Source organism: Sulfitobacter sp. SK011 (assembly GCF_003352065.1).
GTDB lineage: Bacteria > Pseudomonadota > Alphaproteobacteria > Rhodobacterales > Rhodobacteraceae > Sulfitobacter.
This window is the reverse complement of record NZ_CP025803.1, coordinates 490,624-517,273: the sequence shown is the minus strand read 5'-3', so window position 1 is coordinate 517,273 and position 26,650 is coordinate 490,624. Positions and strand designations below refer to the sequence as shown.

The following is a 26,650-nucleotide window of genomic DNA, read 5'->3' as shown; positions in this document are numbered from 1 at the left end:
TTTTGCCGAGCCAAGTCATACTGCCCATAAGAAACACCGCCGAAGCGAATTTCGGCGGTGCTTAAATCCGGTTTGATAGTCTCGTCAGGACGTAAAACTCAGCCCTGTTCCGGCACCAGAATTTCACGTTTCCCAACGTGGTTTGCAGAGGAAACAAGTCCTTGTTCTTCCATCTGTTCAACCAGACGCGCGGCCTTGTTATATCCAATCGCCAATTTGCGCTGGATGTAACTTGTCGAACATTTGCGGTCCTTGATCACGATCTGAACGGCGGTGTCATAGAGGGCATCTTCGCCATCGGTATTGCCACCAAGGCCGAGAACCGCGTCGATGCTCGTTTCCGCGTCTTCTGCCGGGCCTTCGACCACCCCGGAAACATAATCCGGTGCACCAAACGCCTTGAGGTGATTGACGATTTCCTCGACTTCTTCATCGCTGACAAATGGCCCGTGACAGCGGGTGATCTTTGCACCCCCCGCCATATAAAGCATATCACCCATGCCGAGCAGTTGTTCGGCACCCATTTCGCCCAAAATCGTACGGCTGTCGATTTTCGAAGTGACCTGAAACGAAATTCGCGTTGGAAAGTTCGCCTTGATCGTCCCGGTGATCACGTCAACTGAGGGGCGTTGTGTCGCCATGATCAGGTGAATGCCTGATGCACGCGCCATCTGTGCCAGGCGCTGAATGCAGGCTTCGATCTCTTTGCCGGCAACCATCATCAGATCGGCCATCTCATCGACGATCACCACGATATAGGGCAATGCGACGGGTGTGTTTTCTTCAGTCTCAAAAATTGGCTCGCCGGTGTCTTCGTCAAATCCGGTTTGTACTGTGCGGCTGAACAACTCGCCCTTGGCCAGCGCTTCGCGCACCCGGCCGTTGTATCCTTCGATGTTGCGCACGCCCATCTTTGACATCTTGCGATAGCGTTCTTCCATTTCGCCCACTGTCCATTTCAGTGCGACAACGGCTTTTTTCGGGTCGGTTACGACTGGGGACAGAAGATGTGGGATGCCGTCATAGACGCTGAGCTCCAGCATTTTCGGGTCGATCATGATCAACCGGCATTCTTCTGGCGTCAGCTTATAAAGCAGTGACAGGATCATCGTGTTGATCGCGACCGATTTACCAGAACCGGTGGTCCCCGCAATCAAGAGGTGGGGCATCTTGGCCAGGTTGGCGACCACGGGATCACCGCCAATGTCTTTGCCCAGGGCCAGCGGCAGGCGCATGGTGCTGTCACCAAAGTCGCGGGCCGACAGAATTTCACGCAGGACGACCTTTTCACGTGTTTCGTTGGGCAATTCGATGCCGATCACACTGCGTCCCGGCACAGTCGAAACACGCGCGGATAGCGCCGCCATTGAGCGGGCAATGTCATCAGCAAGCCCGATCACACGCGATGCTTTGAGACCCGGCGCGGGTTCAAGTTCGTACATCGTGACAACGGGGCCGGGGCGTACGGCGACAATTTCGCCCTTGACGCCGTAATCATCCAGCACGGATTCCAACATCCGCGCGTTTTCTTCCAATGCCTCATCAGACAGATGCAGGCGCTCCACCACATCGGGGCTTTCCAACAGGTTCAGCGGCGGCAATTCAAAGCCCGGATGCGTATCGTCGAATGTCAGGGTCGGTTGCGCCTCGGCCTTGGCCTGTTTGCTGGGCTGGACCGGTTTGCGCACCGGTTGCTGCACAACTTTGCGCGGCTCGGCCAGTGGGATCGATGCCATGTCAGGTGCCTGTGCAGGCTCAAGCGGCAGGGCCTCGGCATCTTGAAAAGCAGCCTCTGATGACGCGGTCCAATCCAGCGAACCCCTTGACGCGCTAAGTGGCGGTTCGGCACGCATCGCACCCGTCAGAGGTGGCTCGGCGCGCAGGTCTGCAGGTGCATTGGCACTCAGCACAAGCGGGTCAGGTCCACGCCCCCGGCCTTTTGTAAGCGGCGCTGTGGTCGGCGTATGCACTGCATTTCCGGTGCGCACCCGGCTCTTGATGACGTCAGCGATCTTGCTTCTGATGCGGTCTTCTCCGGGTCCTTCATCAACAACGGCATCGCTGTAGTGTTCAACCAATTCGGGTTCCGGCATCACTTCAGGACGCTTGATCAACGCGGGCATCCGCGCAAGCAGCCCGGCTTTTGGCCCCGTTGGTTCGGTCAGCATCGGTTCATATGCGCGCGCAGCAGAAGTAAACTCGGGCTGGCTTGCGGCAAAGGCGGCCGCCTCTTCGGCCTCAATCCGGTTGCGTTCACGGCGTTCCTGCTGGCGGGCCTGCAAGCCCTGCGCGGCTTGCACGGCACCGCTGGCACCACGGCCCAGAACATTCATCAGACCGGCGTAAACCATGATCACACCAACCAGAAGGAACCGACCGATACGCGTCAATTCCAGCTTGGTGAAGCCCAATACGAAGGTCCCCAAAACGACAATCGAAACACCCATGAAGAGTGACATCAGTTTGACCGTAAAGGTCGAACCGATGGGCAAAAGCGTCAGCAGGAAACCCATTACGAAATCGCCAAACAGCCCGCCAAGCCCAAAGTTGTGGGTTTGCAGCCATTCCGCATTTGGCGTCAAGGTCGCTGCATAGATGGCGCATGCTGCCGCTGCGATTGGGGCAAAGATCAGTCGCCCAACCGCAAGCTCCTCGCCCCGGTGCAACGCGAAACGAACGCCCCAGACCAACAGAACCACCGCAATGCTCCACGCACCCCATCCGCCGATCATGAACAACGGTGCTGCAATGGATGCGCCCATGCGTCCAAGCCAGTTTTGGACAGCGGCATCCGTTGAGACAAGGAAGTTCGGATCGTCAGGGGTATAGCTGCCGATCATCATCGCGGCCATCACACCCAAACCAATGAGCGCCAGCCCCAGCAATTCCTTACCACGTCTTTCAATCGCCTCGGCGGTTTTGCTGTCCAACAGTGGGTCGCGCCCGCGTGTCTGATATGCCATTGCTCTATTCCCTCGTTATACGTCTGAGTACAGGCAGTCGCGGATTGCTTCCAATCCACGCTCCGTCTCGTCTTTTGGGGCCACAAGTGCGACCCGGATGTATTCTTTGCCGGGGTTTTCCCCGTTCACGTCTTGGGCCAGATAGCTGCCGGGCAGAACCCGCACGCCAGTCTCGCGCCAAAGTTTCAGGGCAGCCACTTCACCGTCTTGCACAGGCAACCACAGGAAAAATCCAGCTTGGGGGCTGACGTAGCCCGGCACATTGCCCAGAATACGATCAGCGATCTGGTATTTTTCAGCGTAAAGGGCGCGGTTTTCTTCGACGTGCGCCTCGTCATCCCAAACCTTTGCCGCAGCCTGTTGCAGGGGTAGCGGCAGTGGCGCGCCCGCATAATTACGCAGTTGCTTGACCTCGCGGATCGTGTCCGCCCCGCTGGCGACAAAACCTGACCGCAGACCGGGCAGGTTAGATCGCTTGGACAATGAATGGAACGCAACGATGCGGTTGCGGTCTGCGCCCATACTTTCCGCCACTTGCATCGCCCCGACGGGCGGCGTGTCGCGATAAATCTCTGAATAACATTCATCCGCAAAAATCATAAAATCATGCTTTTCGGCCAAAGCAATCAGGCTCGCCCAATACTCATGGGTCGCCACCGTGCCTTGCGGATTGGCCGGAGAGCATATGTAGGCTGCGGTGGTGCGATCCAGAATATCCTCAGGCACGCTTGTGAAATCCGGCAAATGCCCGGTTTCTGCAGTGGCTGGTACCAAAATCGGATCAGACCCACCCGAAATGGCACCAATCATATAGACCGGATAGAACGGGTTCGGCATCAGGATAGCGGGCGTTTGGCCGTTTTTTGTCTCAGGACACAGCGCGATCACCGCATTATAGAGACCCTCGCGCGTGCCATTCAGGGCCATCACTTCGGTATCGGGGTCCATTTCAACGCCGTAGCGTCGTTTGATCCAACGGGCGATGGCACCCCTCAGTTCGGGTGAGCCGTCGTTTGGAGGATAGCTGTTAAAACCAGCTGCATTTTGCGCAATTGCATCTGTGACCCAGGCCGGAAAGGCGTGTTTTGGCTCACCAATCGTCATGTGAATAGGCGTACCGCCCCCGTCATGCGCATCCAACAATGCGCGCAGACGCGGCCATACATGGGCCGGAAGGTTCGAAAACCGCTCGGGAAACTTCATCAAAACTGCCTCAGGGTCGGGATCATTAACGTCCCGTTTCCCCCAAATTAGACAAGGCCCGCCCATTCGTCCAGAAAAACCCGACCGTAATCAGGCATTTGTGGCTTTTCGGTTGTGTAGGTGTGTGAATGTGGCCGCTTTAGCTGATCGCCTCTTCGACAGCGATGCCCAGACGCAACAGTTGTTCTTCCATTTCGGGGGGGCACATCATCATGACGCCACAAGACGGCTGTCCCGTAGGCAGCGTGAGTGCACAGACACCCAAAAGATTGCCGATACGCGTGTTGCGCAGAGCCAAAAGGTTTTGCGCGATATAGTAATCATGATCACGCGTCAGCCGCTCAAGATTAGGCGGCACAATGGGCGCGGTAGGCAAGAGCACTGCATCATATCCTGCAACGGCCTGATCATAGCCCATACGCGCAACCTCAAGCTTGGCCCAGGCGGCAACATAATCCGGGCCAGAAAACCCCTTACCCAAACGAAAACGCTCCAAAATCTCGCTGAACATTGCTTCAGGATTTGCCTCAATTACATCACGCCAAAGCCCGTAAGCCTCTGATGTGTAAAGACACGCGCTCAATAGCATGGCGTCTGAGACCTCTGGCACCTCAATATACTCAATGGCGGCACCGGCGTTTTGTATCCGCTCTATAGCGCTTTTGAATGCGGCCGCCGGCTGGTCGGCGACGTCGTCCATGGCCACGGTCCGCAAAACAGCAAAGCGGCGGCCTTCGAGTGTCGCGTGTTGCAGGTCGGCAGGCTTTTTGCCTTCAAGTGCTGCCAGCAACAGCCCTGCATCTTCGACAGAGCGGCAAAGCGGCCCGATCGTGTCAAATTTCAATGCCAGTGGGACCACCCCTTCGAGGGACAAACGGCCAGATGTTGTCTTGAGCCCGACCAGATCATTCCAAACGGCGGGAATGCGCACCGAACCGCCCGTGTCAGACCCGATGCCAGCAGCAGCCAAACCAAATGCCACGGAAGCGGCAGCCCCTGATGAGGAGCCGCCCGAAACCCCATCAGCATCGTTGACGGAAGGAGGAGTGGCCGTACTGGGGTTGTGGCCAAGGCCGGAAAACGCAAGTTCGCTCATGTGGGTTTTGCCCAGACATACCAAACCGGCGGCTGTCGCATTGACCAATACAGCAGCATCCGCATCCGGTATCCGACCCTCAAGCAGCTTTGATCCCGCTTCAGTTGCGACACCAGTTGTGTCAAACAGGTCCTTCCACGAAATTGGCACCCCGTCCAAAGCAGACAACCGATGCCCTGACTTTGCCCGGTCTGCTGCTGCCTGCGCTTCTGCCAACGCACGGTCAGCGGTCACACGGGCATAAATCCGGTCGCGCAGCGGATGCGCCTCAATGGCATCCAGATAGGTCTGGCACAGTGCCACAGGATCAATTTGCCCTGCTGCAATGCCGCGGCCCAAATCCGCAGCGGTCATTTTCAACCATGCCTGCATCTATCATCCCCTGTTATCTACTTTCGTCCTGACGGTAGCGACCGTTGGGCACATGGACAATCCCTGTGCAGCGGTCATATCTAGGGCCATGGATTTTGATACGGATATTGCCATCATCGGTGGCGGATTGAATGGCCCTGCCTTGGCAATTGCCTTGGCGCAAACAGGGCTGCGGGTGACAATGATAGACGCATTGGCGATCAAGACCCGCAAGAACGCGGGTTTTGATGGGCGGTCCTATGCACTGGCTTTGACCTCAACCCGATTGTTGCAGGGTATTGGCGTATGGGACGCGGTTGAGCCATATGCGCAACCGATGTTGGAGATCAAAGTCACCGATGGGCGCGCAGGCGATGGGCCGTCGCCGATGTTCATGCACTTCGATCATGCCGAGATTGAAGAAGGACCAATGGGCTTTATGGCCGAGGATCGGCATCTGCGGCGTGCGTTGCTGGATGCTGTCAAATCCATTCCAAACATCGTTCAGATGAACGGACAGACAGTTGTGGCGCAGCAGGCCGATGGTTCAGGCATCACACTAAGTCTGGCGTCCGGAAAAAGCTTGCGTGCGCGTCTTGCCATAGGGGCGGATGGGCGCAGCACCGGCACCGGCGGGCGCGCCGGGATCAAGAGGATTGGTTGGGAATATGGACAGACCGCTCTGGTCTGTGCGTTGGAGCATGAATTGCCTCACCACGGTGTCGCGCATCAGTTTTTTATGCCGCCCGGCCCCTTGGCGATCTTGCCACTGACGGGAAACAGATCGTCCATCGTCTGGAGCGAAACAGACCAGAATGCCGCCGCGATCAATGCGCTATCTGATGAGGCATATCTCGACGTATTGCGCCCTCGTTTTGGCAGTTTTCTGGGTGAATTGTCAGTTGTCGGTCAGCGCTACACCTATCCGCTGAGCCTCTCACTCGCGCACGATATGGTCGCCCCTCGCGTGGCATTGGTGGGCGATGCTGCCCACGGTGTTCACCCGATTGCGGGTCAGGGGCTTAATGCGGGACTGCGTGATGTGGCGGCATTGGCCGAAGTCATCGCAGATACCCAACGTCGGGGCGAGGATGTGGGGTCTGATGCCGCACTGGCGCGCTATCAGGAATGGCGACGCTTTGACAACACAACGTTGGCCTTGGCGACGGACAGTTTCAACAGATTGTTCTCAAACGACAATCCGCTGATCCGCATGGCCCGTGATATTGGAATGGCGGCGGTGAACGCCCTGCCCGTTCTGCGGCGGGGGTTCATTCGTGAAGCGGCCGGATTGACCGGTGAACTACCCCGTCTGATGCAGGGAAAACCGCTTTAGCAGATCAGTCGAGCGCCCGCGCTTCATCCACCAGCATCACAGGAATGCCGTTGCGGATCGGATAGGCCAGATTGGCTGCTTTTGAGACCAGCTCCTGTTTGTCTGCATCATAGCTGAGTGTGGTCTGGGTCCGCGGACAGATCAGCCCGTCAAGCATCCGGCGGTCAAAATCGACGCGAACATCGCTCATTGCATCATTCCTTCTTCCTGTCCGCCCCGCATTGTGTATTCGATCAATGTCACCAGCGTTTCGCGGCGGGTTTCGAGCGATGGTGCCTCAAGCAGCGCCTGCTTATCTTCTGCCTCAAAGTCCAGCATCATCGACAGCGAATTGATCAGCAATTCGTCGTCCGCTTCTTTGAGGGTATCCCAATCTGCGGACAGCCCACGCGTATCAAAATACCGCTCAAGCAGATCAAGAAAAGACTTCCGGTTAAAGCCCGTATCGGCTTCGTCCTTGCCAAGGTCGCGATCAAATCCATCCCAGTTCACATCGCACCGGCGATAGGGGGTAAATCCTTCGACCTCTTTCGTCACCCGAAAGCGTGACACCCCCCCAAGCGTGATCATATAGCGCCCATCTTCGGTCTCAGAAAACTGCGTGATCCGTCCCGCGCATCCGATCGTATGCAAACCCGGTCCATCACGTCCGGGGACCGGGTTTGGCTGGATCATGCCGATCAGACGGCAATCGGTCTTGAGGGCATCTTCGATCATCTGCAGGTATCGCGGTTCAAAAATGTGCAAAGGCAGGCGCGCGCGCGGCAACAAAAGCGCCCCACCAAGCGGGAAAATCGCAATTGTATCTGGCAGTTCGCTTTGCTTTATCATGGTTACTGACCTAGCGCGCTTCGTGGATCAGGCAAATATCATTGAGCTGAGTTTGCGGCGTCCGTTGAGCACTACGGGATCATTCGCTTTCAACGCATCGAATATCGTAAACAACTGAGTTTTCGCAGCGCCCTCATTCCATTCGCGGTCTCGGCGAAAAAGATCAAGAAGGTGATTTACTGCCCCCTCGGCATCCCCATTTGCATAAAGAGCCTGTGCCAGATCAAACCGCGCCTGATGGTCGTTCTCGTCTGCCTCAACCGCTGCCATTAATTCGCCTACAGGACCCGCATCCGCCGCCTGTCGCGCCAGCAGCAACTGCGCATGTGCCGCTTCAAGTTCCGGGGATTTTGAAATCTCAATTGGTGCACCGTTCAACAATGCCTCGGCCTGATCAAGCTCGCCTATCGCGATGTGCGCCCGCACCAGACCACCGTATGCCCCGGCGTGATTGGGGTCTTCGCCCAAAATAGCGGCAAATGTCTGGGCCGCATCTGCTGCTTCACCTGCGGTCAGCATATCTTCTGCGGCCTCAACCGCTTCGGCCAGGCCGTCGCCGGGCGCTTCGCCACCGGCGGCTTTGATCGTGCGGTCCACGAAAGCCTTGATCTCTGATTCTGGTTGCGCGCCCTGAAAACCGTCAATCGGCTTGCCCTGAAAAAATGCATAGACGGTGGGGATTGACTGGATCTGCATTTGACCGGCGATCATCTGCGCCTCGTCAACATTGATTTTGACCATTTTGACCGCACCCTTTGCGGCCTGCACAGCTTTTTGCAGCTGCGGCCCAAGCGTCTTGCACGGCCCGCACCACGGTGCCCAGAAATCAACAATGACCGGGGTCGTTTGGGACGCCTCGATCACATCAGCCATAAAGCTGGCTTCGTCACTGTCTTTGATCAGGTCAGCATCTGTTGCGCCGGCGAGGTTCAGTTCCATAATGTCAAATTCCTTGGTCGTTCCTGTTTGCCTTTATATGTAGGCAAGGCGTGATGATTCAAAGGTCAAAACTGGCAAAAACCGGCGCGTGGTCGCTGGGTTGTTCCCAACCACGCACTGCCCGCCCAATATGGCTGGAGTGACCGGCGTTCGAAATATCCGCTGTGGCCCAGATGTGATCCAATCTGCGACCTTTGTCAGCAGCGTCCCAATCTGGGGACCGATAGGACCACCAGCTATAAAGGTTGCCGTCAGGTATATCCTTGCGGGTTATGTCGACCCAGTTGCCCGCATCCTGCGTGGCACCCAGCGCCTCAACCTCAATGGGGGTGTGGCTGACGACCTTGAGCAGTTTTTTGTGATCCCATACGTCGTCTTCGCGCGGGGCAATGTTCAAGTCACCGACAAGGATCGCTTTTTCTGGCTTCTGCTCGTGGAACCAATCCCGCATCTCAGAGAGATAGTCGAGCTTTTGACCAAACTTTTCGTTTATTTCGCGATCCGGTTTATCACCGCCGGCCGGCACATAGAAGTTGTGGACCGTGGTCCCGTTCTCAAGTCTGGCTGACACGTGGCGGGCATGACCGAGGGCTGCGAAATCACGATCGCCGGTATCTTCCAATGGCAGCTTGGACAGGATCGCGACACCGTTATATCCCTTCTGACCACGCGCCACCATGTGCGTGTATCCCGCGGCATGGAACGCCTCGGTTGGAATTTTCTCAACCGGGCTTTTGCATTCCTGCAAACACAAGACATCCGGGCCATGCTCCGCCAACAGACGCAGAACCAGAGGTTCGCGCAGGCGAACAGAGTTGATGTTCCATGTGGCAAGTGTGAATGGCATTGGCAGGCTCCGAGATTGGGGTGACGTCCGGCACCCTACTCCTTGCCGCCGGCCGCCGCCATGGTGAATTCAGATGCCGTTTGGGGTCAGGATTACCTTCCCTCTGCGTTCACCAGCCCATGAATATTTCGCCGCCTCGGCGATCTGATCCAATGTAAAATGCCGGTCAACGGGTGCAAATAGCGTTCCTGCGGCAATGGCTTTGGTCAATGCGCCATAAACGGCCATGCGTGCAGCAGAGTCACCACGCTCAAACCAATTGACCAGCCAGAAGCCGTGAATGTGGATGTTGCGAAATATCAGCGCACTGGCATCAATGCTGCAGGGTTCGTTTGACATGCCGCCATAGTTGACCATCGTACCGCGTCTCTCCAGACAGGCCGCCAGACGCCCAAATGTTGGGCCCGCGACAGCGTCGACAGCCAGTTTCATCTTGGCCCCGGTCGCCGCCTTGACCTTGTCCGCAAGGTCAGGACCATCAATCAGAACGATATCCGCCCCGAGGTCTTTGAGACCTTGAATCGCACTTTCGCGGCGCACGACGCTGACAACATTGATCCCCTGCTCTTTTGCCAATTGAACAAGATACCCGCCAACCGCAGAATTCGCTGCCGACTGGATCACCCAATCGCCGGGGCTTAAGGCGACAAATTCACTGAGAAGCAAATGCGCCGTCGCCGGGTTTACCATAAGCATCGACAATTGATCCAAATTGCCCTCCGGCAACGGGATCAGGTAACGTGGATCGCAAATGACTTCACTGACCCATGTCCCCTGCCCCGCGGGCAGCAGAACCAATTGCCCCGTGCCCTCACCTTCAACAATGCGGCCCAGCCCTTCATTACCGGGAACTGCGGGCAAGGGTGGCTTGACCCCATAATTGCCTGAAACCTGGATCAGATCAGAAGGGTTGATCGGCGCGCGCAACACCTCAACCCGCACCTGACCTGCGCCTAACGGCTCTGACGGGACCTCAACGACTTTGAGGACCTCTGCGGGATTTCCGAACGCTTCATAGATCACTTTTTTCATGCTGTCGCTCCTTGGATTGCCACAACCATGGCGTGTCGCGACATTCAAGGCCAGCCTTCACACCGCGACGTCATCCAACAGCGCAAAAAAAGGCCGAGCACAAAGGCTCGGCCAGTCCAACAGGGAGGTATGTGTCATAACCCGGACACAAAAGTCGGGATTCGGGTCGATGGGCGGGTCATGACAACCCGGCCCTTCGGAATATGAAAGACCCTGAGGCGCGAATCATTGCGACCTCAGGCCATTAATCTATATCCGCCAGATTCGGTCACAAGAAGGCGAGCATTTGACGGATCTGGTTCAATTTTTTGACGAAGACGGTAAATATGCGTCTCAAGCGTATGCGTGGTTACACCCGCGTTATAGCCCCAGACCTCGTGCAGCAGCACATCACGAGGCACCACGCCATCGTTCGAGCGATAGAGGTACTTGAGTATATTGGTCTCTTTTTCCGTCAGACGCACCTTTTTGTCATCTTCAGTGATCAGCATCTTCATTGACGGTTTGAAGGTATATGGCCCCAGCTGGAAAACCGCGTCTTCGGATTGTTCATGCTGGCGCAACTGCGCACGAATGCGGGCAAGCAGCACGGGAAATTTGAATGGTTTACTGACGTAATCATTTGCACCCGCGTCAAGGCCCAGGATGGTATCTGCATCGCCATCATGCCCGGTCAGCATCATGATCGGACTTTTCACGCCCTGTTTGCGCATCAGACGGCACAGTTCGCGGCCATCGGTATCGGGCAATCCAACATCGAGAATGACCAGATCATACAGCGCCTCTTTGGCCCGGCTCATGGCGTCGCTGCCATTGGCGGCCTCGAAAACGTCGAAATCCTCAGTCATGATGAGTTGCTCACTCAGCGCCTCGCGCAAATCATCGTCGTCGTCAACAAGCAGGATTTTCTTGAGTTGCGCCATGGTGTTCTCCGTTTCGCTTACTAGAAAGATGTGCCTTGTGATCAGTTCCGACAAGGTTTGCGGCAAATCTTTCACAGCCTCGTGTTATTGGCCGGGTCAATTGTTTCAATTTCATGCTTTGTGGCATAGATATCCTTCAATACCGCTGCGGAGATGTAACACAATGAGCTTTGCACCCGACATCACAGAACAGATTGCGCGCGCCCGGGCGGATCTGCGCATGGGTGTTCCTGTTGTTTTGACGGGGGCGCATCCAGTGATTGTCATGGCAGCCGAAACTTTGACGGCACAAAGATTGACGGACCTGCTTGCCTTGGGCGGGGCCCCTGTTTTGGCCATCACAGCGCGCCGTGCAGAGACGCTAAAGGCACGGGCCTATGATGGCGATCTGGCACGCATTGCATTGCCGGTTGATGCGACACCTGCCTGGGTTCAAAGCATTGCAAACCCTAGCGATGATTTGCGCGCGCCGATGAAAGGGCCTTTCAATTGCTTGCGTGGCGGAGATGTGTCCGCGCACCGTGCCGCCATTCAACTGGCCAAAACGGCGCGATTGCTGCCGGCAGTTCTGGTGCTTGAACTGGCTGATGCTGTGGCATTTGCTGCAGAAAACAACCTGAATTGCATCGATCTTGCGTCTGCGACACCTGCTTTGAGCAAACGAAGCCCACTGCATCCTGTCGTCAATGCGCGGCTTCCTATGGAGGTGTCAGAGACCGGTCGGCTGCATATCTTCCGTCCAGACGATGGTGCGGAGGAGCATTATGCGATTGAAGTTGGCCGCCCAGACAGAGCCAAGCCGGCACTTACCCGACTGCATTCGGCCTGTTTTACAGGTGATTTGATGGGCAGCCTAAAGTGCGATTGCGGACCGCAGTTGCGCGCCGCATTGGCGCAGATGGGGCAGGAAGGGCACGGCATTCTGCTGTACCTGAACCAAGAAGGCCGTGGGATCGGCCTTGCCAACAAAATGCGCGCTTATTCCCTGCAAGATCAGGGGTTTGATACTGTCGAAGCCAATCATCGACTGGGCTTTGAAGACGATGAGCGTGATTTTCAGCTTGGGGCCGATATCCTGAAATCAATGGGGTTTTCTGCGATACGCTTGCTGACCAACAACCCCCGCAAGGTTGATATGATGATAAAGAGCGGGATCGAAGTAACCGAACGGGTGCCTTTGGCGGTGGGTGAGACCCGCCACAATCGCGCGTATCTGGCAACCAAAGCCGCGAAATCGGGGCACCTGTTGTGACACCCCACGATCTGGTCCTGACGCCGCGTGGCCTGCGGTTTCAGGGGTGCATTTTGCCATGTAGCATTGGCAAAGGTGGACTGAGCGATGCCAAACGCGAGGGCGACGGGGCAACGCCGCGCGGTGTTCACAGGATCGTCGGTATGCTTTATCGACCTGATCGAATGGCCCGGCCTGCTGATTGGGCGACACCTATTGGGCCATTGGATCTTTGGTCAGATGATGTGTCATCGCCAGTCTACAACCATAAGGTATCAGCACCCTATGAGGGCAGCCACGAAGCCCTCAGGCGCGCCGATCCGCTGTATGATCTTGTTCTGGTGACCAATTGGAATTGGCCGGTTGCGGTGCCGGGCAAGGGATCTGCCATATTTATCCATCAATGGCGGCGTCCGGGCTATCCAACCGAAGGATGTCTGGCGCTGGATCGGATGCGCCTGCGGTTCGTTGCGCAACGGATTACACCCGCAACCCGGCTGATCATCCTCTGAGACGGAGGGCCTGTGTTATGTCGCTGTGCGTTCGCCAAAAATCGCGGAACCGATGCGGACGTGGGTCGCTCCCAAGGCAATAGCGCGTTCAAAGTCGCCACTCATCCCCATGGAAAGCCCAGCTAGGCCATTGCGCGCGGCGATTTTGGCCAGAAGGGCGAAATGCAATGACGGTTCTTCGTCGGCGGGCGGGATGCACATCAGGCCCTGAATGTTAAGGTCAAGCCCCTGACAGTCCTTGATAAAAGCGTCAGCATCGGCAGGCAAGACGCCTGCCTTTTGCGATTCTTCTCCGGTGTTTACTTGAATGAACAGATCAGGACAGCGCCCGATTTCCTGCGCGAGACGCGCAATCGTGTTCGCCAATTTGGGGCGATCAACGGAATGGATGGCATCGAAAAGCTCCATCGCCTGCCGGGTCTTGTTGGATTGGAGCGGTCCGATCAGATGTAGATTGACGCCCGCATAGGTCTCGCGGAAATCCGGCCATTTGCTGGCTGCTTCCTGCACTTTGTTTTCTCCAAAGCATCGGTGTCCTTGGTCCAGCACCGCTTTCACCCGCTCGTTCGGTTGAACCTTGCTTACAGCAATAAGCGTGACGGCACCGTCAGCGCGATCAGCGTCACGTGTCGCTTGTTCAATTCTGGTGATGATGTCGCGCAGGGTCATATTCTACCTCTTTGTTAGAGGTGCAGAAAACAATAGCCATGCGCAAAAGAAAAGGGGCAGACCAATGGCCTGCCCCAAATACTGTAGTGTGTTAGATCAACTTAGAAGTTGAAGATAACACCCAAGTCAGCAACTGTCTGGTCTGCAGTGTTACGACCAACCATACCGCGCAGGGCAACGCCGCCGCCCAGATCGTGGTCGAAACCGATACCGTAAGAAGATTTCTTAGTTGTGGTAACGTCATCACCACCACCAGAAACAGAGGCGAGGATTTTTGTCGACGCGCCTACATCAAAGCGACCGGAGATACCGTAAGAAGTGCCTTCGTACTTGTCATCACCGATGAACAGAGCAACGTCAGCAACACCCAAAGAACCACCAACAGTCAAAACTGTACCGTCGTTCTTGGAAGTCGGGTTACCTTCACCATCGTCAGACTCTTCGTATCCCAGAGCAACTGTCCAACCGCTGAAAGTGTACGCAACGCTGACAGATGTTGATTCGGAATCACCAAGAGCAGCGGCATCGTCACTGTCGCCATCGTAAGACAACTGAGCGCGGAAATCGCCCATTGAGTAGATAGCGCTTACGCCGTTTTCGCCTGCACCACCTGAGGTGTAACCAGTTACTGGGCCGGAGAAATTAGCGTACTGACCAACTGCGCCGATCAAGCCTGGCTCGTAACCGTAGTAGTTCGCCAAGTTGTCGAGTGCGTGTGCAATGTTGCCAACTTCAAGACGGAAGCCGCCGGTTTCAGCGTGGAAACGTGCGCCGTTGAATGTACCGCCGCCTACTCCGCCGCCGCCAGCTGCGCCAGAACCACCATTTTCGTTGATTTCAAGACGAACACGCGCGCCGAAAGTAACACCAGCGTCAGATTCTGTTGACGCGTCGATGTTCAGGCGGAAGCGGCTTTCGATGATTGTATCTTCATCGGTTGCAACGCCAGAACGGAGCGCACGATCTTCCTGGTGCTGAAGACCAAAGCGGCCGTAACCGCCAAATGTAACGTCTGCTGCTGCAACGCCGGCCGTTGCGACCAAAGCTGTTGTAGCGAAGAGAACTTTTTTCATGGGCTTTCCCTCGATTTGAATTCATATGCCCTGACCGGAGCATCCGGAAAGGGTATGAGGGGTGTTTGCATCCAATGACCCTGTCTTGGCAAGAAGACTGAACATCATTGCATCAATGTCGTGATCAATGGTGCAGCTTTGCCACAGTTTTCCCCGACACTTGAGCCTACATTGATATGGTCAGGTGCCAAACCCCCACAAAACCTGCGGAATCACCCTTTACATAGACCTTGCTCACACGGGCATGCTTGTTTAGACAATTGACCAAACAGGCAAAGGAAAGCTGAGAATGGCGCACGGGACCGTTGGCAGAATCGCAATCACCTTATTCATGGTAGGTACTCTGGGTGCCTGTGGTGCATTGCGCAACATTACTGGCGGCAGCGGTGGTGGCTCTGACCAGTCCTATGCGCGTCCCAGTCTGAGTGGTTCGAATGATGTCGAAACCAACCCTGACAATACGATCTGGTCCGTTTTCCGCAAAAAGACCGCCGAAAACAAAGTGCAGGTCAACAGGTACATTTGGGCCGCATCGCTTGAAGTGTTGAATTTCCTGCCTGTGCAATCGGTTGATCCTTTCACCGGCGTTATTGTTACCGGATACGGCACCCCGCCCGGCGGTGGACGTGCGTACCGCGCAACTGTACTGATTGATGACCCTGCGCTTGATGCCCGTTCTTTGAATGTGGCCCTTCAAACACGTGGTGGTAGCCCGGTCAGCAAGGCAACAAGCCGTGCCGTTGAAGATGCTATTTTGTCGCGTGCCCGAGAACTACGCATCGCCGATAGCAAGTTCTAATCCGGCCGATCTTCAATTCTCAATCCAACGCCGGGCTTTGTCTTCCAAACTGCCCGGCGTTTTCATGTTACAAGGTTCCTCGTAAATGCCCCGTTATACACCTGCCGAAATCGAAGCCCGCTGGCAGCAAGCCTGGGAAAAGGATGCCGTGTTTCAGGCCGTCCGTTCCGCTGAAAAGCCCAAGTATTATGTGCTTGAGATGTTCCCCTATCCATCAGGGCGCATCCACATGGGGCATGTCCGCAATTATACGATGGGTGATGTGATCGCACGGTATAAGTTGGCGACGGGCCATAATGTGTTGCATCCGATGGGTTGGGACGCCTTCGGCATGCCCGCTGAAAATGCCGCGATGGCCATAGGGGGGCATCCCAAGGACTGGACCTACAAAAACATCGACGACATGCGCGCGCAGATGAAACCATTGGGCCTTTCTATTGACTGGTCGCGCGAATTTGCCACCTGCGACCCCGAATACTATGGCCAGCAACAGGCGCTGTTCCTTGATTTTCTGGATGAGGGATTGGTGTACCGCAAGAACGCCATCGTGAATTGGGATCCGGTGGATATGACCGTGCTGGCCAACGAACAGGTAGAGGCCGGGCGCGGCTGGCGGTCTGGTGCTTTGGTGGAACGCCGCGAACTGACCCAATGGTTCTTTAAAATCTCTGATTATTCCGATGAATTGCTGACGGCACTTGATACGCTTGATAACTGGCCTGCCAAGGTCAAGTTGATGCAGGCGAATTGGATCGGCAAATCCCGCGGTCTGCAGTTTGCGTTCAGCACCATCGACGCACCAGAAGGCCATGACCGCATTGAGGTCTATACAACACGCCCCGACACGCTGATGGGCGCGTCCTTTGTTGGCATCTCGCCGGATCATCCGCTCGCCAAGGTGCTGGAACGCGGGAATGAAACGGTTGCAACCTTCTGTGGCGACTGTCGCAAAGGGGGCACTACCGAAGAAGCCATCGAAACGGCTGAAAAGCTGGGTCTGGATACTGGTATCCGCGTGCGCCATCCCTTTGATACGGCACATGAACTGCCTGTCTACATCGCGAACTTTATTTTGATGGACTATGGCACCGGTGCCATTTTTGGCTGCCCTGCGCACGATGAACGTGATTTCGAGTTTGCGACCAAATACGACTTGCCGATCATTTCGACGTTCTTGCCGGATGAAGACAGCCCAGATGAGCTGGAGGCCGCCTTTGTCCCCGCAAAAACTGAAACTGTGTTCTACAATCGCGGTTTCGCGGGGGAACCGCACCAAACGGGAAATGAAGCCATCGACACCGCCATCGCATTTTGCGAGTCAAATGGGGTCGGACGGGGCGTCACCAAGTTCCGCCTGCGCGACTGGGGCCTGTCGCGACAACGTTATTGGGGCTGCCCCATTCCCATCGTGCACTGTGAAACCTGCGGTGTGGTGCCGGAAAAGAAAGAAAACCTGCCAATCGAGTTGCCATATGATGTCAGCTTTGATGTTCCCGGCAATCCGCTTGATCGCCATCCAACATGGCGCGACTGCGCCTGCCCGTCTTGCGGGGCCGGAGCAAAACGCGAAACCGACACGATGGACACCTTTGTGGATTCGTCGTGGTATTATGCGCGCTTCACGGCTCCGCACGCCGAGACCCCAACCAATCTGGAGGATGCGGCATATTGGATGAACGTCGATCAGTACATCGGCGGCATTGAACACGCGATCCTGCATCTGCTTTATTCGCGCTTTTTTGCGCGTGCGATGCAGATCACCGGACATCTGCCCGCATCCGCGATCGAACCATTTGATGCGTTATTCACGCAAGGGATGGTGACCCACGCCATATACCAGACCCCAAAACAGGATGGTCGGCCCACTTATCACTATCCCGAAGAGGTTGAGTTGCGCGATGGCAAAGCATTCCTGAAAGACGGCGGTGCCGAGGTGCAGATCATACCCTCGGCCAAGATGTCGAAATCAAAGAACAACGTGGTCGATCCGCTGAACATCATCTCAACTTACGGCGCGGACACCGCCCGCTGGTTCGTATTGTCCGATTCGCCCCCTGAACGAGATGTGGAATGGACGGCATCGGGCGCGGATGCCGCGTTCAAGCACCTGACACGGGTGTGGAACCTGTGTGATCGCATCGGCGAGATGGACAAGGATGCCCATGGCACAGGCGATGACGATCTTTTGCGTGCCATGCACAAGACCATTCATGATGTCACCATGGGCATTGAAAGCTTTGGCTTTAATGCCGCGATTGCAAAACTCTATGCATTCACCGCCATCTTGCAGAAATCACAGGCCAGCCATGCCGCCCAGCGCACAGCCATCATGACGCTTGCGCAACTGATGTCACCAATGACGCCGCATTTGTCCGAAGATATCTGGGCGCATCAGGGTGGAGAAGGGTTGATCGCAACCGCCCCCTGGCCGGTTGCTGACGATGCAATGCTGGTTGATGACACGGTGACCATGCCGATCCAGATCAACGGCAAACGGCGTGCTGAAATTCAGGTTCCCGCCGACATGTCCAAGGAAGAGGTTGAAAAGATCGCGCTAAGCCACGAAGCTGTCATTCGGACCCTGGATGGTGCCACTCCGAAAAAGGTGATCGTTGTGCCGGGACGGATCGTGAATGTCGTTGCTTAATCGCAGAACCCTGCTTTTGGCCCCGCTGGCATTAGCCGCCTGCGGGTTTGAACCGGTGTATGGCCCCGGTGGCAATGGCACGGCATTGCAGAATCGCGTTTTGGTTGATGAACCGAATGAGCGTTATGGATATTTCCTGACCCGCGAAATTGAAGGGCGGCTGGGCCGCGCCGCGACACCAACGTATGGTTTGGCACTTACAATCGCGACCAAACAAGCAGGTCTTGCCACAGATGTTGAGGGCAATACCCGGCGGTTCAACCTGATTGGCACCGTGGATTATGCGCTGCGTGACCTGTCGACGGGTCAGATTGTCACGTCGGGCAAGGTTGACAATTTCACAGGTTATTCTGCGACCGGCACAACCGTTGCGACACTGGCCGGGGAACAGGATGCACAGGTACGGCTGATGACCATTTTGGCAGACCAGATTGTCACCCGCTTGTTTGCCGCTGACATAAGCGGATGAAACTTTCGCCACGTGACGCCAACGCTTACTTCGCGCGTCCCGACGCATCCAAGACGGGGTTGTTGATCTATGGCGGCGATGCAATGCGCGTGGCGCTCAAGCGGCAGGAGTTTCTGAAATCACTTCTGGGGGTCAACGCAGAAGAAGAAATGCGCCTGACCCGGATGCAAGCAGCGGATTTACGGCGTGATCCAGCGATGTTGCTTGACGCGATCAAGGCCGTGGGGTTCTTTCCCGGCCCGCGTGCGGCGTTTGTCGAAGACGCCAATGACAACATCGCACAAATTCTAATTGATTCTCTTGCGGATTGGTTGCCCGGCGATGCGCAGATTGTCGTCAGCGCTGGCGATCTGAAAAAGACGTCCAAAGTCCTCAAGGCGTTTGAGGCCCACAAGACCGCTTTTGCAGCGGCGATCTATGATAACCCACCCGACCGCGCCGAGATTGAGCGTCTTCTCAGTGAGGCGCGATTGGTGCCTGAACCTGATGCCATGGCGGCGTTGACAGATCTGGCCCGGGCCCTTGATCCCGGTGATTTTCGCCAAACCATCGAAAAGATTACTCTGTACAAGCTCAACGATGCCAGCCCGCTAAGCTCAGAGGATGTAGTGGCCTGTGCGCCAACCTCAACCGAGGCAGAAGTTGACGACATCTTGCATGTTGTGGCCGAGGCGCGCGCGGGCGACATCGGCCCGGTGATGAGCAAACTGCAAGGCCAAGGCGTCAACGCCGTGACCTTGACCATCATGGCCATCCGGCATTTTCGCACGCTTTACCGAATTGCTGCCAACCCCGGCGCGCCCATTTACGGTGTCCGCGACCGTGACCGCGCGACCCGACAGGCCAAAAGCTGGGGCGCGGCAAAGCTGGAAATGGCATTGGGTGTCTTAACTGATACGGATCTGACGCTGCGCTCTGCCGGGCAACACGCACCCGCACTTGCGCTGGTGGAACGTGCCTTCATCCGTCTGGCCATGCTGGGCGCGCAACGCTGAGAATCTGACTGATCTTTTGAAAGGATACCCCATGTATACTGTTGTTGGTGCCACCAAATCACGGGCATTTCGCGTGATGTGGATGCTTGAAGAAATGGGGATCGACTATGATCATAACCCTGCCGGACCACGCTCGGATGATGCAAAAAAGTTCAATCCGCTGGGGAAGATACCCGCACTTGTCGATGGCGACGAGGTGCTGACCGACAGCATGGCGATCATGACCTATCTTGGCGACAAACATGGACAATTGACTGCGCCTGCCGGCACCCCCGCCCGCGCCCGGCAAGATGCAATGACCTTTTGGTTGGTTGACGAATTTGATGCCATCCTGTGGGCCGCAGCCAAACACAGTTTCGTACTGCCCGAAGACCAACGCGTGCCCGCCATCAAAGACGCCCTGAAGGCCGAATTTGCACGGTCCGCCGCGGTTTTGTCAGACCGCTTGACCGGTCCGTTCTTGATGGGCGATCAAATGACGATCCCCGATATTCTGGCAGTGCATTGCATCAACTGGTCGATTGGCGCGGGATTTCCACGGGTGGATGACAAATTGGGCGCATGGGCCAAGGAAATGCGAGACCGTCCAGCGTTCAAAGCTGCGCAAGCCAAAGAGACGTCCTAGCCCCGCAGCGCCCAATCTGCGGCATGTTCACCGGCCCAGCGGCCTGTCGCAAGGCAGGCCGAGATCAGATAGCCACCGGTCGGGGCCTCCCAATCCAGCATTTCGCCTGCCGCAAAAACGCCCGGCAGTGCGTCGATCATCAGGCCTTTGTCGAGCGCATCAAACCGGATGCCGCCAGCGGTTGAGATGGCTTCATCCATTGGACGCAGACCCGCGTGTTTGATCGGCAACGCTTTGATCAGCCGGGCAAGGGCGCGTAAGCCATCAGGTAGAGGGCGCGCCATTTCCTGAAGCAATGCAATCTGTGCCGGTGGCAATTTCAGCGTCTTGCGCAGGTGTTCCTTAAGGCTGGCTTTGCCGCGCGGCTTGGACAGGCGTGCGGTGATCTCTGGCACACTCAAGTCCGGCAACATATCCAGCGTCAGCGGATGCCCCTCGCGCACGCCGCGCGAGATCGAATAGACACCGCCGCCTTCCAATCCCCGCTTGGAAATCGCGGCCTCGCCTCGCGAGGAATACGGCCCGGATGTGAGGGCGATACCCTTGAGGGCCGCACCGAAATGACGTGTCATGTGATCGGACCATTCGACCCGGATACCCGCATTGGCTGGCGCAAAATCGGTCAGTGCCACTCCCTTGGCACGCAAATAGGCGGCCCAATCGCCCGTCGATCCAAGACGCGCCCAACTGGCCCCGCCCAACGCCAACACGGTTACATCTGGCGAGAGATATTCACGTCCCTGAGGCGTCACAAACTCCAACGCCACACCTTCCCAGCCTCGCCAAAGCCATCTTGTGTTGATCTGTACATTCGACTGCCCCAACCGTGCCAACCACGCGCGCAGAAGCGGCGAGGCTTTCATCGCCTTGGGAAAGACGCGCCCGGTGCTGCCTGTAAACACCTCCTGCCCCAAATCATGCGCCCAGGCCTGAACAGCTTGTGAATCAAACGCAGTGATAACCGGTTTAAGCGCGCGCTGCGCCTCAGCGTAGGCACCCATGAACGGGTCCAGCGGTTCGGATTTTGTGAGGTTCAAACCCGATTTTCCCGCCATCAGAAACTTGCGCCCTACGGATGGCTTTGCATCACAAACCGTGACGTGAAGCCCTGCAGCGGCCAAAATTTCTGCAGCCATCAATCCGGCCGGGCCAGCGCCTATGACAACGGCCTGCTTCACAATTTCATCTGGGACAAGCCACCCTTTATCTCAACCACCCGCTGTGGATAAGGAATTTCGATACCGGCGTCTTTCAACGCGTTCCAAACCAAAAACAGCACGTCGGAGGTATATTTATTCGGGCCATCATCCAATCCTTCGACCCAAAACTCGACGGCAAAGTCGATGCCGCTGTCACCAAATCCGCGCAATTCGCAATCTGGTGGGTATGGTTCGTCCAAGACATCTGGATGTTTGGACACCGCCGCTTCGATCAAGGCAGGCACCTTGTTGATATCAGTGTCATAGCTGACGGAAAATTCGGCCTCAAACCGGTTGGCCGATCCTGAATCGGAATAGTTTGTGACCCGCGTGGTGATGAAGTCTTCGTTCGGGACCACAATCCAGCGACCGTCGAACGTTTCCAGAATAGCGGCACGGGCCATCATCTTGACGATTGTGCCTTTCTCGCCGCCGTCGAGTTCGACAAAATCGCCAACTGTTGCCTGGCCTTCAACCAGCAGGATCACACCAGAGATAAAGTTTGACGCAATCTTTTGCAGACCAAACCCGAGGCCCACCCCGATGGCACCGCCCAAAAAGGCCAGCGCACCAAGGTTGATTCCCATGATGTTGAGCAACAGAAAGAACGCGGTCGCAAATATCACAAATTCAATCGCCTTGCCCACCAGTTGCCGCACAGACGGGCGCATCTGCTCCTGGGCCTCGATGAACTGCGATGTCTGGCGGGTCGACCAACCGCCCAGCCAAAACAATACGCTGCCTGCAATCGCACCGCGCAGCAGGGCCATGACCGAAATTGAGATGTTGCCAAACGTGACCTTCATCGACTTGAGCGCGGCCAGCACATCGTCCAGAACGCCAAACATATAAAGGGCTGCAATCGGCAACAGAATGTACCGTCCCAACACTTTCAGGAATGGATCGTGGATGATATCGCGGACCAATCGACGGACTGCGAGGAACAGAAAGACGCGTTTGCCAAATGCGATGACAGCACCGCTATCGAACATCGACCGCACGAGCGTTTCGCCAATTGCGGTAAAGCCATAGGCCAACAGCGGCAGCAAGAGCGGCAGGAACAACACCGCAAAGCGCCGGACATCAGCAAGGGCACCTGTACTGTCTTTTGCCGGCGCGATCTTCGTCGCCAAAACGGGCCGCAACCGCCGCGCGACAAGAATTGCCAAAAGGTAGGCAAGCACCAGGAGGCCAAATTGCGACCATGCGACCGGGCTTAAGAGCCAACTTAAGGCCAATTCCCAGCCCTGAAGCGCATACCCATAGGCCTGCTGGACGATTTCTGGCTGAGATGAGAGATCAAACTCCATACGGAACCTTTGCTTCATGGCGATAACAACGCGTCCTATTGCCCCGCATGTGCGATGGGATCAAGGTTTATCGGGGTTGTTCCCGCCTGCGGAGCGGGTCAATCAACATGTTAGTCGACGCTGAGGTCAGGCGGCCTATGTTTTAGGAGGCTCCAACACGATGTGAAGGCGGCGCTGCGATGCCTCACCCAATCTGCCCCCTGTGCGCCCGCGACATACCACCCGACGTGCCGCAAAGCCGACATCACCTCATTCCAAAGCTCAAAGGCGGTAAAGGCGGTCCGACCGTTCTGATGCATCACATTTGTCACCGCGAGATCCACGCGACACTGACAGAGGCCGAATTGGCACGCAGTTACAGCACGATGGACGCTTTGCGCGCGCATCCTCGGCTTGCAAAATTTGCTGAATGGGTGGCGAAACGACCACCGGGATTTAGGTCCAAGGTGCCGGGCGGAATGCGCAAGCGTTAGGTGCCCTGCCTAACAGTGCGCCTTTTCCATGTTCTCGCTAGTCTTCTGGCTAAAGGATATCTTGGGCGATGTCCCGAGCCGTGCCTGCGCACATCTCTTTGATCCCCATTGCAATCTGTGGTGCGGCGGCAACCGTATCAGCGGCCAGCAGGCGTGCGTGCCCTAACAGATCGGCATCCGGCACGATCCGGTCGATCAGCCCGAAGGCCAGCGCTTCATCCGCCGTAATTTTCTGGCCACCCATCAAAATCAATTTGGTACGCGACGGTCCAATCAGGGCCACCATACGTGTGGGGTCGGAAGGTTGCGGCAAAAACCCCAGCTTCATAACAGGATAGAAGAATTTGGCACTCGCCACGGATATGCGCAGATCACAGGCCAGCGCCATGCCCATGGCCCCACCTGCCAATGTTCCGTTCAGGGCCGCGATGCTTAGCCCCGGAAGGGCCGCAATAGCGCCTGACAGGCGCTCCCAAACGTCGGATTCCGCAAGGCCCGCACCGGCCTCGGCCAGGTCCGCACCAGCGCTGAACACCTTGCCGTGCCCGGTCAAGATCACTGCGCGGGCGTTTTGGGCGTCTTCCATAATGCTCGCCAATTTGCTGAGCATCGCGTGGGTCAGCGAATTGGCTTTGTCCGGGCGGTTGATTGTCACCGTCCAGACATCGCCGTCGCGCGCAAGCTCAATCATATAAGACCAACAGCGCGGCGGACATCATCGTCCCGTAATGAGATTTCATCGCCCACATACTTGTCAGCCTCGGCGCTGCACATCCACAAAAGCGTTCGGGCAGGCCAATCAGCGGGAATATGGACATCCCAATCCAATTGGCTAACCGGGTTGATCCCGCTGGCCTTGATCTCGCGCTGCATCTGGGTGGCGACGGTGCCTGGCGACAATCCAATCGCGCGAATCCCGTTTTCTGCTTCCTCTTTGTCCACACATCGGTTGAGCATGTTCACGGCGGCCTTTGAGGCGCAATAATGGCTCCAGGCTTCGATCGGGCCATGTGCAGCGCCCGATGAAATGGTGAGGATCGACCCGGCCCCAGCTGCCTTCATCACAGGTAGCGCCGCGCGGATGCCGAAGAATACGCCCTTTAGATTGATGTTGATGACCTGACCCCAATCGTCGGGATCGGCATCTTCAAGGCGCGCGATGGGTTCGATCACGCCTGCGTTGTTGATCAGCACATCCAGACCACCAAACGCCTGGACAGTCGTTGCAACCGCCGCAGACACCTCACCAAAGCGCGCTACATTGCAGGGGATTGCGATGGCTTTTTCACCAATTTCTCCGGCAAGGTCTGCAATCGCTTCCTGGGATCGCGCGATCAAGGCAACATTGGCCCCCGCTGCGGCAAAAACGCGCGCGGTTTCGGCGCCGATGCCCCGACTGGCCCCTGTGATCATCACTGTTTTACCTGTCATATCCATGGCGCTGATCCTTTGTATCCTGAAAAGAGGTTTTGCATCCGATGTCAGCCAAGTGGTAATCTGCCTGTAAGATTTGGTCCAGCCCTCGACACCTTGACGATCCGTCGGGTTTGTCCGACCTATGGTCCCGAGAATTGCACAAAGGAATTTCATCATGTCTCGTCTTTCCCCAACGGCTTTTGGCCTTGCTTTGCCCCTTGCGGTCATGTCTCAGGCGGCGCTGGCCGATCTGACCCCGTCCGAAGTGTGGGGCGACTGGCGTCAATACATGGAGGGCATGGGCTACGGTATTGATGCCTCAGAGAGCCAGAATGGCAGTGTTCTAACGGTTGCTGACATCCGGTTGAACATGGTCATGCCGGAAAACGCCGGCGCGATGTCGATGACTTTGGGTACATTGGAATTCGTGCAAAACGGGGATGGTACGGTTTCTGTCGTTATGCCCGGTGAACTGCCGATGACCGTCAACATCGCACCCGAGGGAGGTGCGGAACCCGTCACGGTCAGCATGCGGTACAGCCAAACTGATCACGCCATGACGGCCAGCGGATCACCCCAGGAAATGGTCTATGATTACTCTGCAGGGACGGTCGCGTTTACGTTGGACCGATTGCAGGTTGGTTCCGAAACCTATGGGCAGGAAAACGCCAAGGTAAACATCATCGGCACGGGCTTTAGCAGCAGCACAACAATGGCCATCGCCGAGATCCGGAGTTATCAGCAAACCGGCAAGATCGACAGCATCCAATACGATATCGCGATCAATAATCCGACAGAGCCTGCCAAGGTGAAGATGAATGGCAGCGTTGCAAATCTGACTATGGATGGCGGCGGCATAATCCCGTTGGTGATCAGTGATGCCGCAGACATGGCTGCGATGCTCAAGGCCGGGTTCGATGTCTCTGGTCTGATCGCCTATGGCGCCGGCTCAACTCAGATGGATGTCGAAGATTCCGAGAACGGAAATTTTTCAATGTCCACGACATCGGATGGCGGTGATCTGGGCATCAAGATGGGCGCAGATGGGCTGGCCTATAACGGATCCCAGAACAATATGGCGATAACAGCGAATGTCGCTGGCCTGCCCTTTCCGATTGATATGAGCATGGTGAAGGGTGCGTTTAACCTAAGCATGCCCGTCAGCAAATCAGAGGACCCACAGGATTTTGCATTTGGCATCACCTTGGGCGAATTCAAGATGTCCGACGTGATCTGGAGTATCTTTGATCCTGCCGGCCAACTGCCACGCGACCCGGCGACCATGGTGGTTGATCTGTCAGGCAAGGCAAAATTGCTGGTTGATTTCCTTGACCCTGATGCTGCGGCACAGCTCGCAAGCGAACAACCCGGCGAAGTACAGTCCCTGACGGTGAACAAGCTGCAATTAGATGCGGCGGGTGCCAAACTGGACGGCGCGGGCGATTTCACCTTCGACAATACCGACATGACAACCTTTCCCGGCATGCCCAAACCCGTGGGCGCGGTCGATCTGTCCTTGGTTGGCGGCAACGGATTGCTGGACAAGCTCGTGGCGATGGGGCTGCTCCCTGAGGATCAGGCAATGGGCGCACGCATGATGATGGGGCTTTTTGCGGTACCTGGATCCGAGCCGGATACGCTCAATTCGAAAATTGAGTTTACCGAAGAAGGTCAGGTTCTGGCCAATGGTCAGCGCATTAAGTAACTGAAC

Annotated in this window: 25 protein-coding genes; 10 read left to right on the top strand and 15 right to left on the bottom strand. The window is 56.3% G+C overall.

The features are described 5' to 3' along the window. Positions 1-98: 98 nt before the first annotated feature. The 3 genes from C1J02_RS02470 to C1J02_RS02460 form a co-directional block, all read right to left on the bottom strand. Complete coding sequence (locus C1J02_RS02470) at positions 99-2,963, bottom strand: DNA translocase FtsK (protein WP_114876995.1); 2,865 nt, start codon at positions 2,961-2,963, stop codon at positions 99-101. Between the two features lie 15 nt (positions 2,964-2,978). After that, positions 2,979-4,166 carry an aminotransferase class I/II-fold pyridoxal phosphate-dependent enzyme gene (locus C1J02_RS02465; RefSeq protein ID WP_114876994.1) on the bottom strand — a complete coding sequence of 396 codons (1,188 nt, stop codon included), beginning with the start codon at positions 4,164-4,166 and terminating at the stop codon, positions 2,979-2,981. A 139-nt stretch (positions 4,167-4,305) separates the two neighbouring features. Next, complete coding sequence (locus C1J02_RS02460; RefSeq protein WP_114876993.1) at positions 4,306-5,634, bottom strand: amidase; 1,329 nt, start codon at positions 5,632-5,634, stop codon at positions 4,306-4,308. An 88-nt stretch (positions 5,635-5,722) separates the two neighbouring features. Between C1J02_RS02460 and C1J02_RS02455 the strand changes: the two genes are divergently transcribed. After that, positions 5,723-6,949 carry an FAD-dependent monooxygenase gene (locus tag C1J02_RS02455; RefSeq protein ID WP_205389850.1) on the top strand — a complete coding sequence of 409 codons (1,227 nt, stop codon included), beginning with the start codon at positions 5,723-5,725 and terminating at the stop codon, positions 6,947-6,949. Between the two features lie 4 nt (positions 6,950-6,953). Here C1J02_RS02455 and C1J02_RS02450 read toward each other — a convergent pair whose 3' ends face one another. The 6 genes from C1J02_RS02450 to C1J02_RS02425 all read right to left on the bottom strand — a co-directional run bounded on the left by C1J02_RS02450 (position 6,954) and on the right by C1J02_RS02425 (position 11,521). Next, positions 6,954-7,139, bottom strand: coding sequence for a Trm112 family protein (locus C1J02_RS02450; RefSeq protein WP_114876992.1), 186 nt, complete (start codon positions 7,137-7,139; stop codon positions 6,954-6,956). Next, complete coding sequence (locus tag C1J02_RS02445; RefSeq protein ID WP_114876991.1) at positions 7,136-7,780, bottom strand: LON peptidase substrate-binding domain-containing protein; 645 nt, start codon at positions 7,778-7,780, stop codon at positions 7,136-7,138. The genes C1J02_RS02450 and C1J02_RS02445 overlap by 4 nt, the downstream gene beginning before the upstream one ends. 27 nt (positions 7,781-7,807) lie before the next feature. Continuing rightward, entirely contained in the window at positions 7,808-8,719 is a 912-nt protein-coding gene (trxA, locus tag C1J02_RS02440) for a thioredoxin (RefSeq protein ID WP_205389849.1), read from the bottom strand. A gap of 58 nt (positions 8,720-8,777) precedes the next feature. After that, a complete protein-coding gene (locus C1J02_RS02435; protein WP_114876989.1) occupies positions 8,778-9,566 on the bottom strand; it encodes an exodeoxyribonuclease III in 789 nt (262 codons plus the stop codon). A 69-nt stretch (positions 9,567-9,635) separates the two neighbouring features. Beyond that, on the bottom strand, positions 9,636-10,598 hold the full coding sequence (locus C1J02_RS02430) for a zinc-dependent alcohol dehydrogenase family protein (protein ID WP_114876988.1): 963 nt from the start codon (positions 10,596-10,598) through the stop codon (positions 9,636-9,638). A 236-nt stretch (positions 10,599-10,834) separates the two neighbouring features. After that, positions 10,835-11,521 (bottom strand): response regulator transcription factor, encoded by a 687-nt coding sequence (locus C1J02_RS02425; protein WP_114880325.1) that lies wholly within the window; start codon positions 11,519-11,521, stop codon positions 10,835-10,837. A 163-nt stretch (positions 11,522-11,684) separates the two neighbouring features. Between C1J02_RS02425 and ribA the strand changes: the two genes are divergently transcribed. Next, positions 11,685-12,773, top strand: a complete 1,089-nt coding sequence (gene ribA, locus C1J02_RS02420; RefSeq protein WP_114876987.1) for a GTP cyclohydrolase II — start codon at positions 11,685-11,687, stop codon at positions 12,771-12,773. Beyond that, a complete protein-coding gene (locus tag C1J02_RS02415) occupies positions 12,770-13,264 on the top strand; it encodes a L,D-transpeptidase (protein ID WP_114876986.1) in 495 nt (164 codons plus the stop codon). Before ribA ends, C1J02_RS02415 begins: the two co-directional genes overlap by 4 nt. A 15-nt stretch (positions 13,265-13,279) precedes the next feature. On the opposite strand, the gene C1J02_RS02410 is transcribed toward C1J02_RS02415, so the two are convergent. Further along, positions 13,280-13,933: a YggS family pyridoxal phosphate-dependent enzyme gene (locus C1J02_RS02410; protein ID WP_114876985.1), complete on the bottom strand. Its 654-nt coding sequence runs from the start codon at positions 13,931-13,933 to the stop codon at positions 13,280-13,282. A 101-nt stretch (positions 13,934-14,034) separates the two neighbouring features. Beyond that, positions 14,035-15,006, bottom strand: coding sequence for a porin (locus tag C1J02_RS02405; protein WP_114876984.1), 972 nt, complete (start codon positions 15,004-15,006; stop codon positions 14,035-14,037). A 289-nt stretch (positions 15,007-15,295) separates the two neighbouring features. Here C1J02_RS02405 and C1J02_RS02400 point away from each other — a divergent pair, with 289 nt between their 5' ends. The 5 genes from C1J02_RS02400 to C1J02_RS02380 all read left to right on the top strand — a co-directional run bounded on the left by C1J02_RS02400 (position 15,296) and on the right by C1J02_RS02380 (position 20,541). After that, positions 15,296-15,805, top strand: coding sequence for a DUF3576 domain-containing protein (locus tag C1J02_RS02400; RefSeq protein ID WP_114876983.1), 510 nt, complete (start codon positions 15,296-15,298; stop codon positions 15,803-15,805). 85 nt (positions 15,806-15,890) lie between these two features. Beyond that, complete coding sequence (gene leuS / locus C1J02_RS02395; protein ID WP_114876982.1) at positions 15,891-18,452, top strand: leucine--tRNA ligase; 2,562 nt, start codon at positions 15,891-15,893, stop codon at positions 18,450-18,452. Continuing rightward, positions 18,439-18,921: an LPS assembly lipoprotein LptE gene (gene lptE, locus C1J02_RS02390; protein ID WP_114876981.1), complete on the top strand. Its 483-nt coding sequence runs from the start codon at positions 18,439-18,441 to the stop codon at positions 18,919-18,921. The genes leuS and lptE overlap by 14 nt, the downstream gene beginning before the upstream one ends. Further along, complete coding sequence (holA, locus tag C1J02_RS02385; protein ID WP_114876980.1) at positions 18,918-19,916, top strand: DNA polymerase III subunit delta; 999 nt, start codon at positions 18,918-18,920, stop codon at positions 19,914-19,916. Before lptE ends, holA begins: the two co-directional genes overlap by 4 nt. 31 nt (positions 19,917-19,947) lie before the next feature. Further along, on the top strand, positions 19,948-20,541 hold the full coding sequence (locus tag C1J02_RS02380) for a glutathione S-transferase family protein (protein WP_114876979.1): 594 nt from the start codon (positions 19,948-19,950) through the stop codon (positions 20,539-20,541). Here the strand turns inward: C1J02_RS02380 and C1J02_RS02375 are convergent. Then, the gene (locus tag C1J02_RS02375) at positions 20,538-21,719 is read right to left on the bottom strand and encodes a TIGR03862 family flavoprotein (RefSeq protein WP_114876978.1); all 1,182 of its coding nucleotides are present in this window, start codon (positions 21,717-21,719) and stop codon (positions 20,538-20,540) included. The genes C1J02_RS02380 and C1J02_RS02375 overlap by 4 nt on opposite strands. After that, on the bottom strand, positions 21,716-23,050 hold the full coding sequence (locus tag C1J02_RS02370; RefSeq protein ID WP_114876977.1) for a mechanosensitive ion channel family protein: 1,335 nt from the start codon (positions 23,048-23,050) through the stop codon (positions 21,716-21,718). The genes C1J02_RS02375 and C1J02_RS02370 overlap by 4 nt, the downstream gene beginning before the upstream one ends. A 179-nt stretch (positions 23,051-23,229) precedes the next feature. On the opposite strand from C1J02_RS02370, the gene C1J02_RS02365 reads away from it, so the two are divergent. After that, a complete protein-coding gene (locus C1J02_RS02365) occupies positions 23,230-23,523 on the top strand; it encodes an HNH endonuclease (RefSeq protein WP_114876976.1) in 294 nt (97 codons plus the stop codon). Between the two features lie 49 nt (positions 23,524-23,572). Here C1J02_RS02365 and C1J02_RS02360 read toward each other — a convergent pair whose 3' ends face one another. Together C1J02_RS02360 and C1J02_RS02355 are read right to left on the bottom strand one after the other, a co-directional pair. Then, complete coding sequence (locus C1J02_RS02360) at positions 23,573-24,214, bottom strand: enoyl-CoA hydratase/isomerase family protein (RefSeq protein ID WP_114876975.1); 642 nt, start codon at positions 24,212-24,214, stop codon at positions 23,573-23,575. Next, positions 24,211-24,960 (bottom strand): SDR family oxidoreductase, encoded by a 750-nt coding sequence (locus C1J02_RS02355; RefSeq protein ID WP_114876974.1) that lies wholly within the window; start codon positions 24,958-24,960, stop codon positions 24,211-24,213. The genes C1J02_RS02360 and C1J02_RS02355 overlap by 4 nt, the downstream gene beginning before the upstream one ends. A 154-nt stretch (positions 24,961-25,114) precedes the next feature. Here C1J02_RS02355 and C1J02_RS02350 point away from each other — a divergent pair, with 154 nt between their 5' ends. Continuing rightward, positions 25,115-26,644: a DUF2125 domain-containing protein gene (locus tag C1J02_RS02350; RefSeq protein WP_114876973.1), complete on the top strand. Its 1,530-nt coding sequence runs from the start codon at positions 25,115-25,117 to the stop codon at positions 26,642-26,644. The last annotated feature ends 6 nt before the right edge of the window (positions 26,645-26,650 follow it).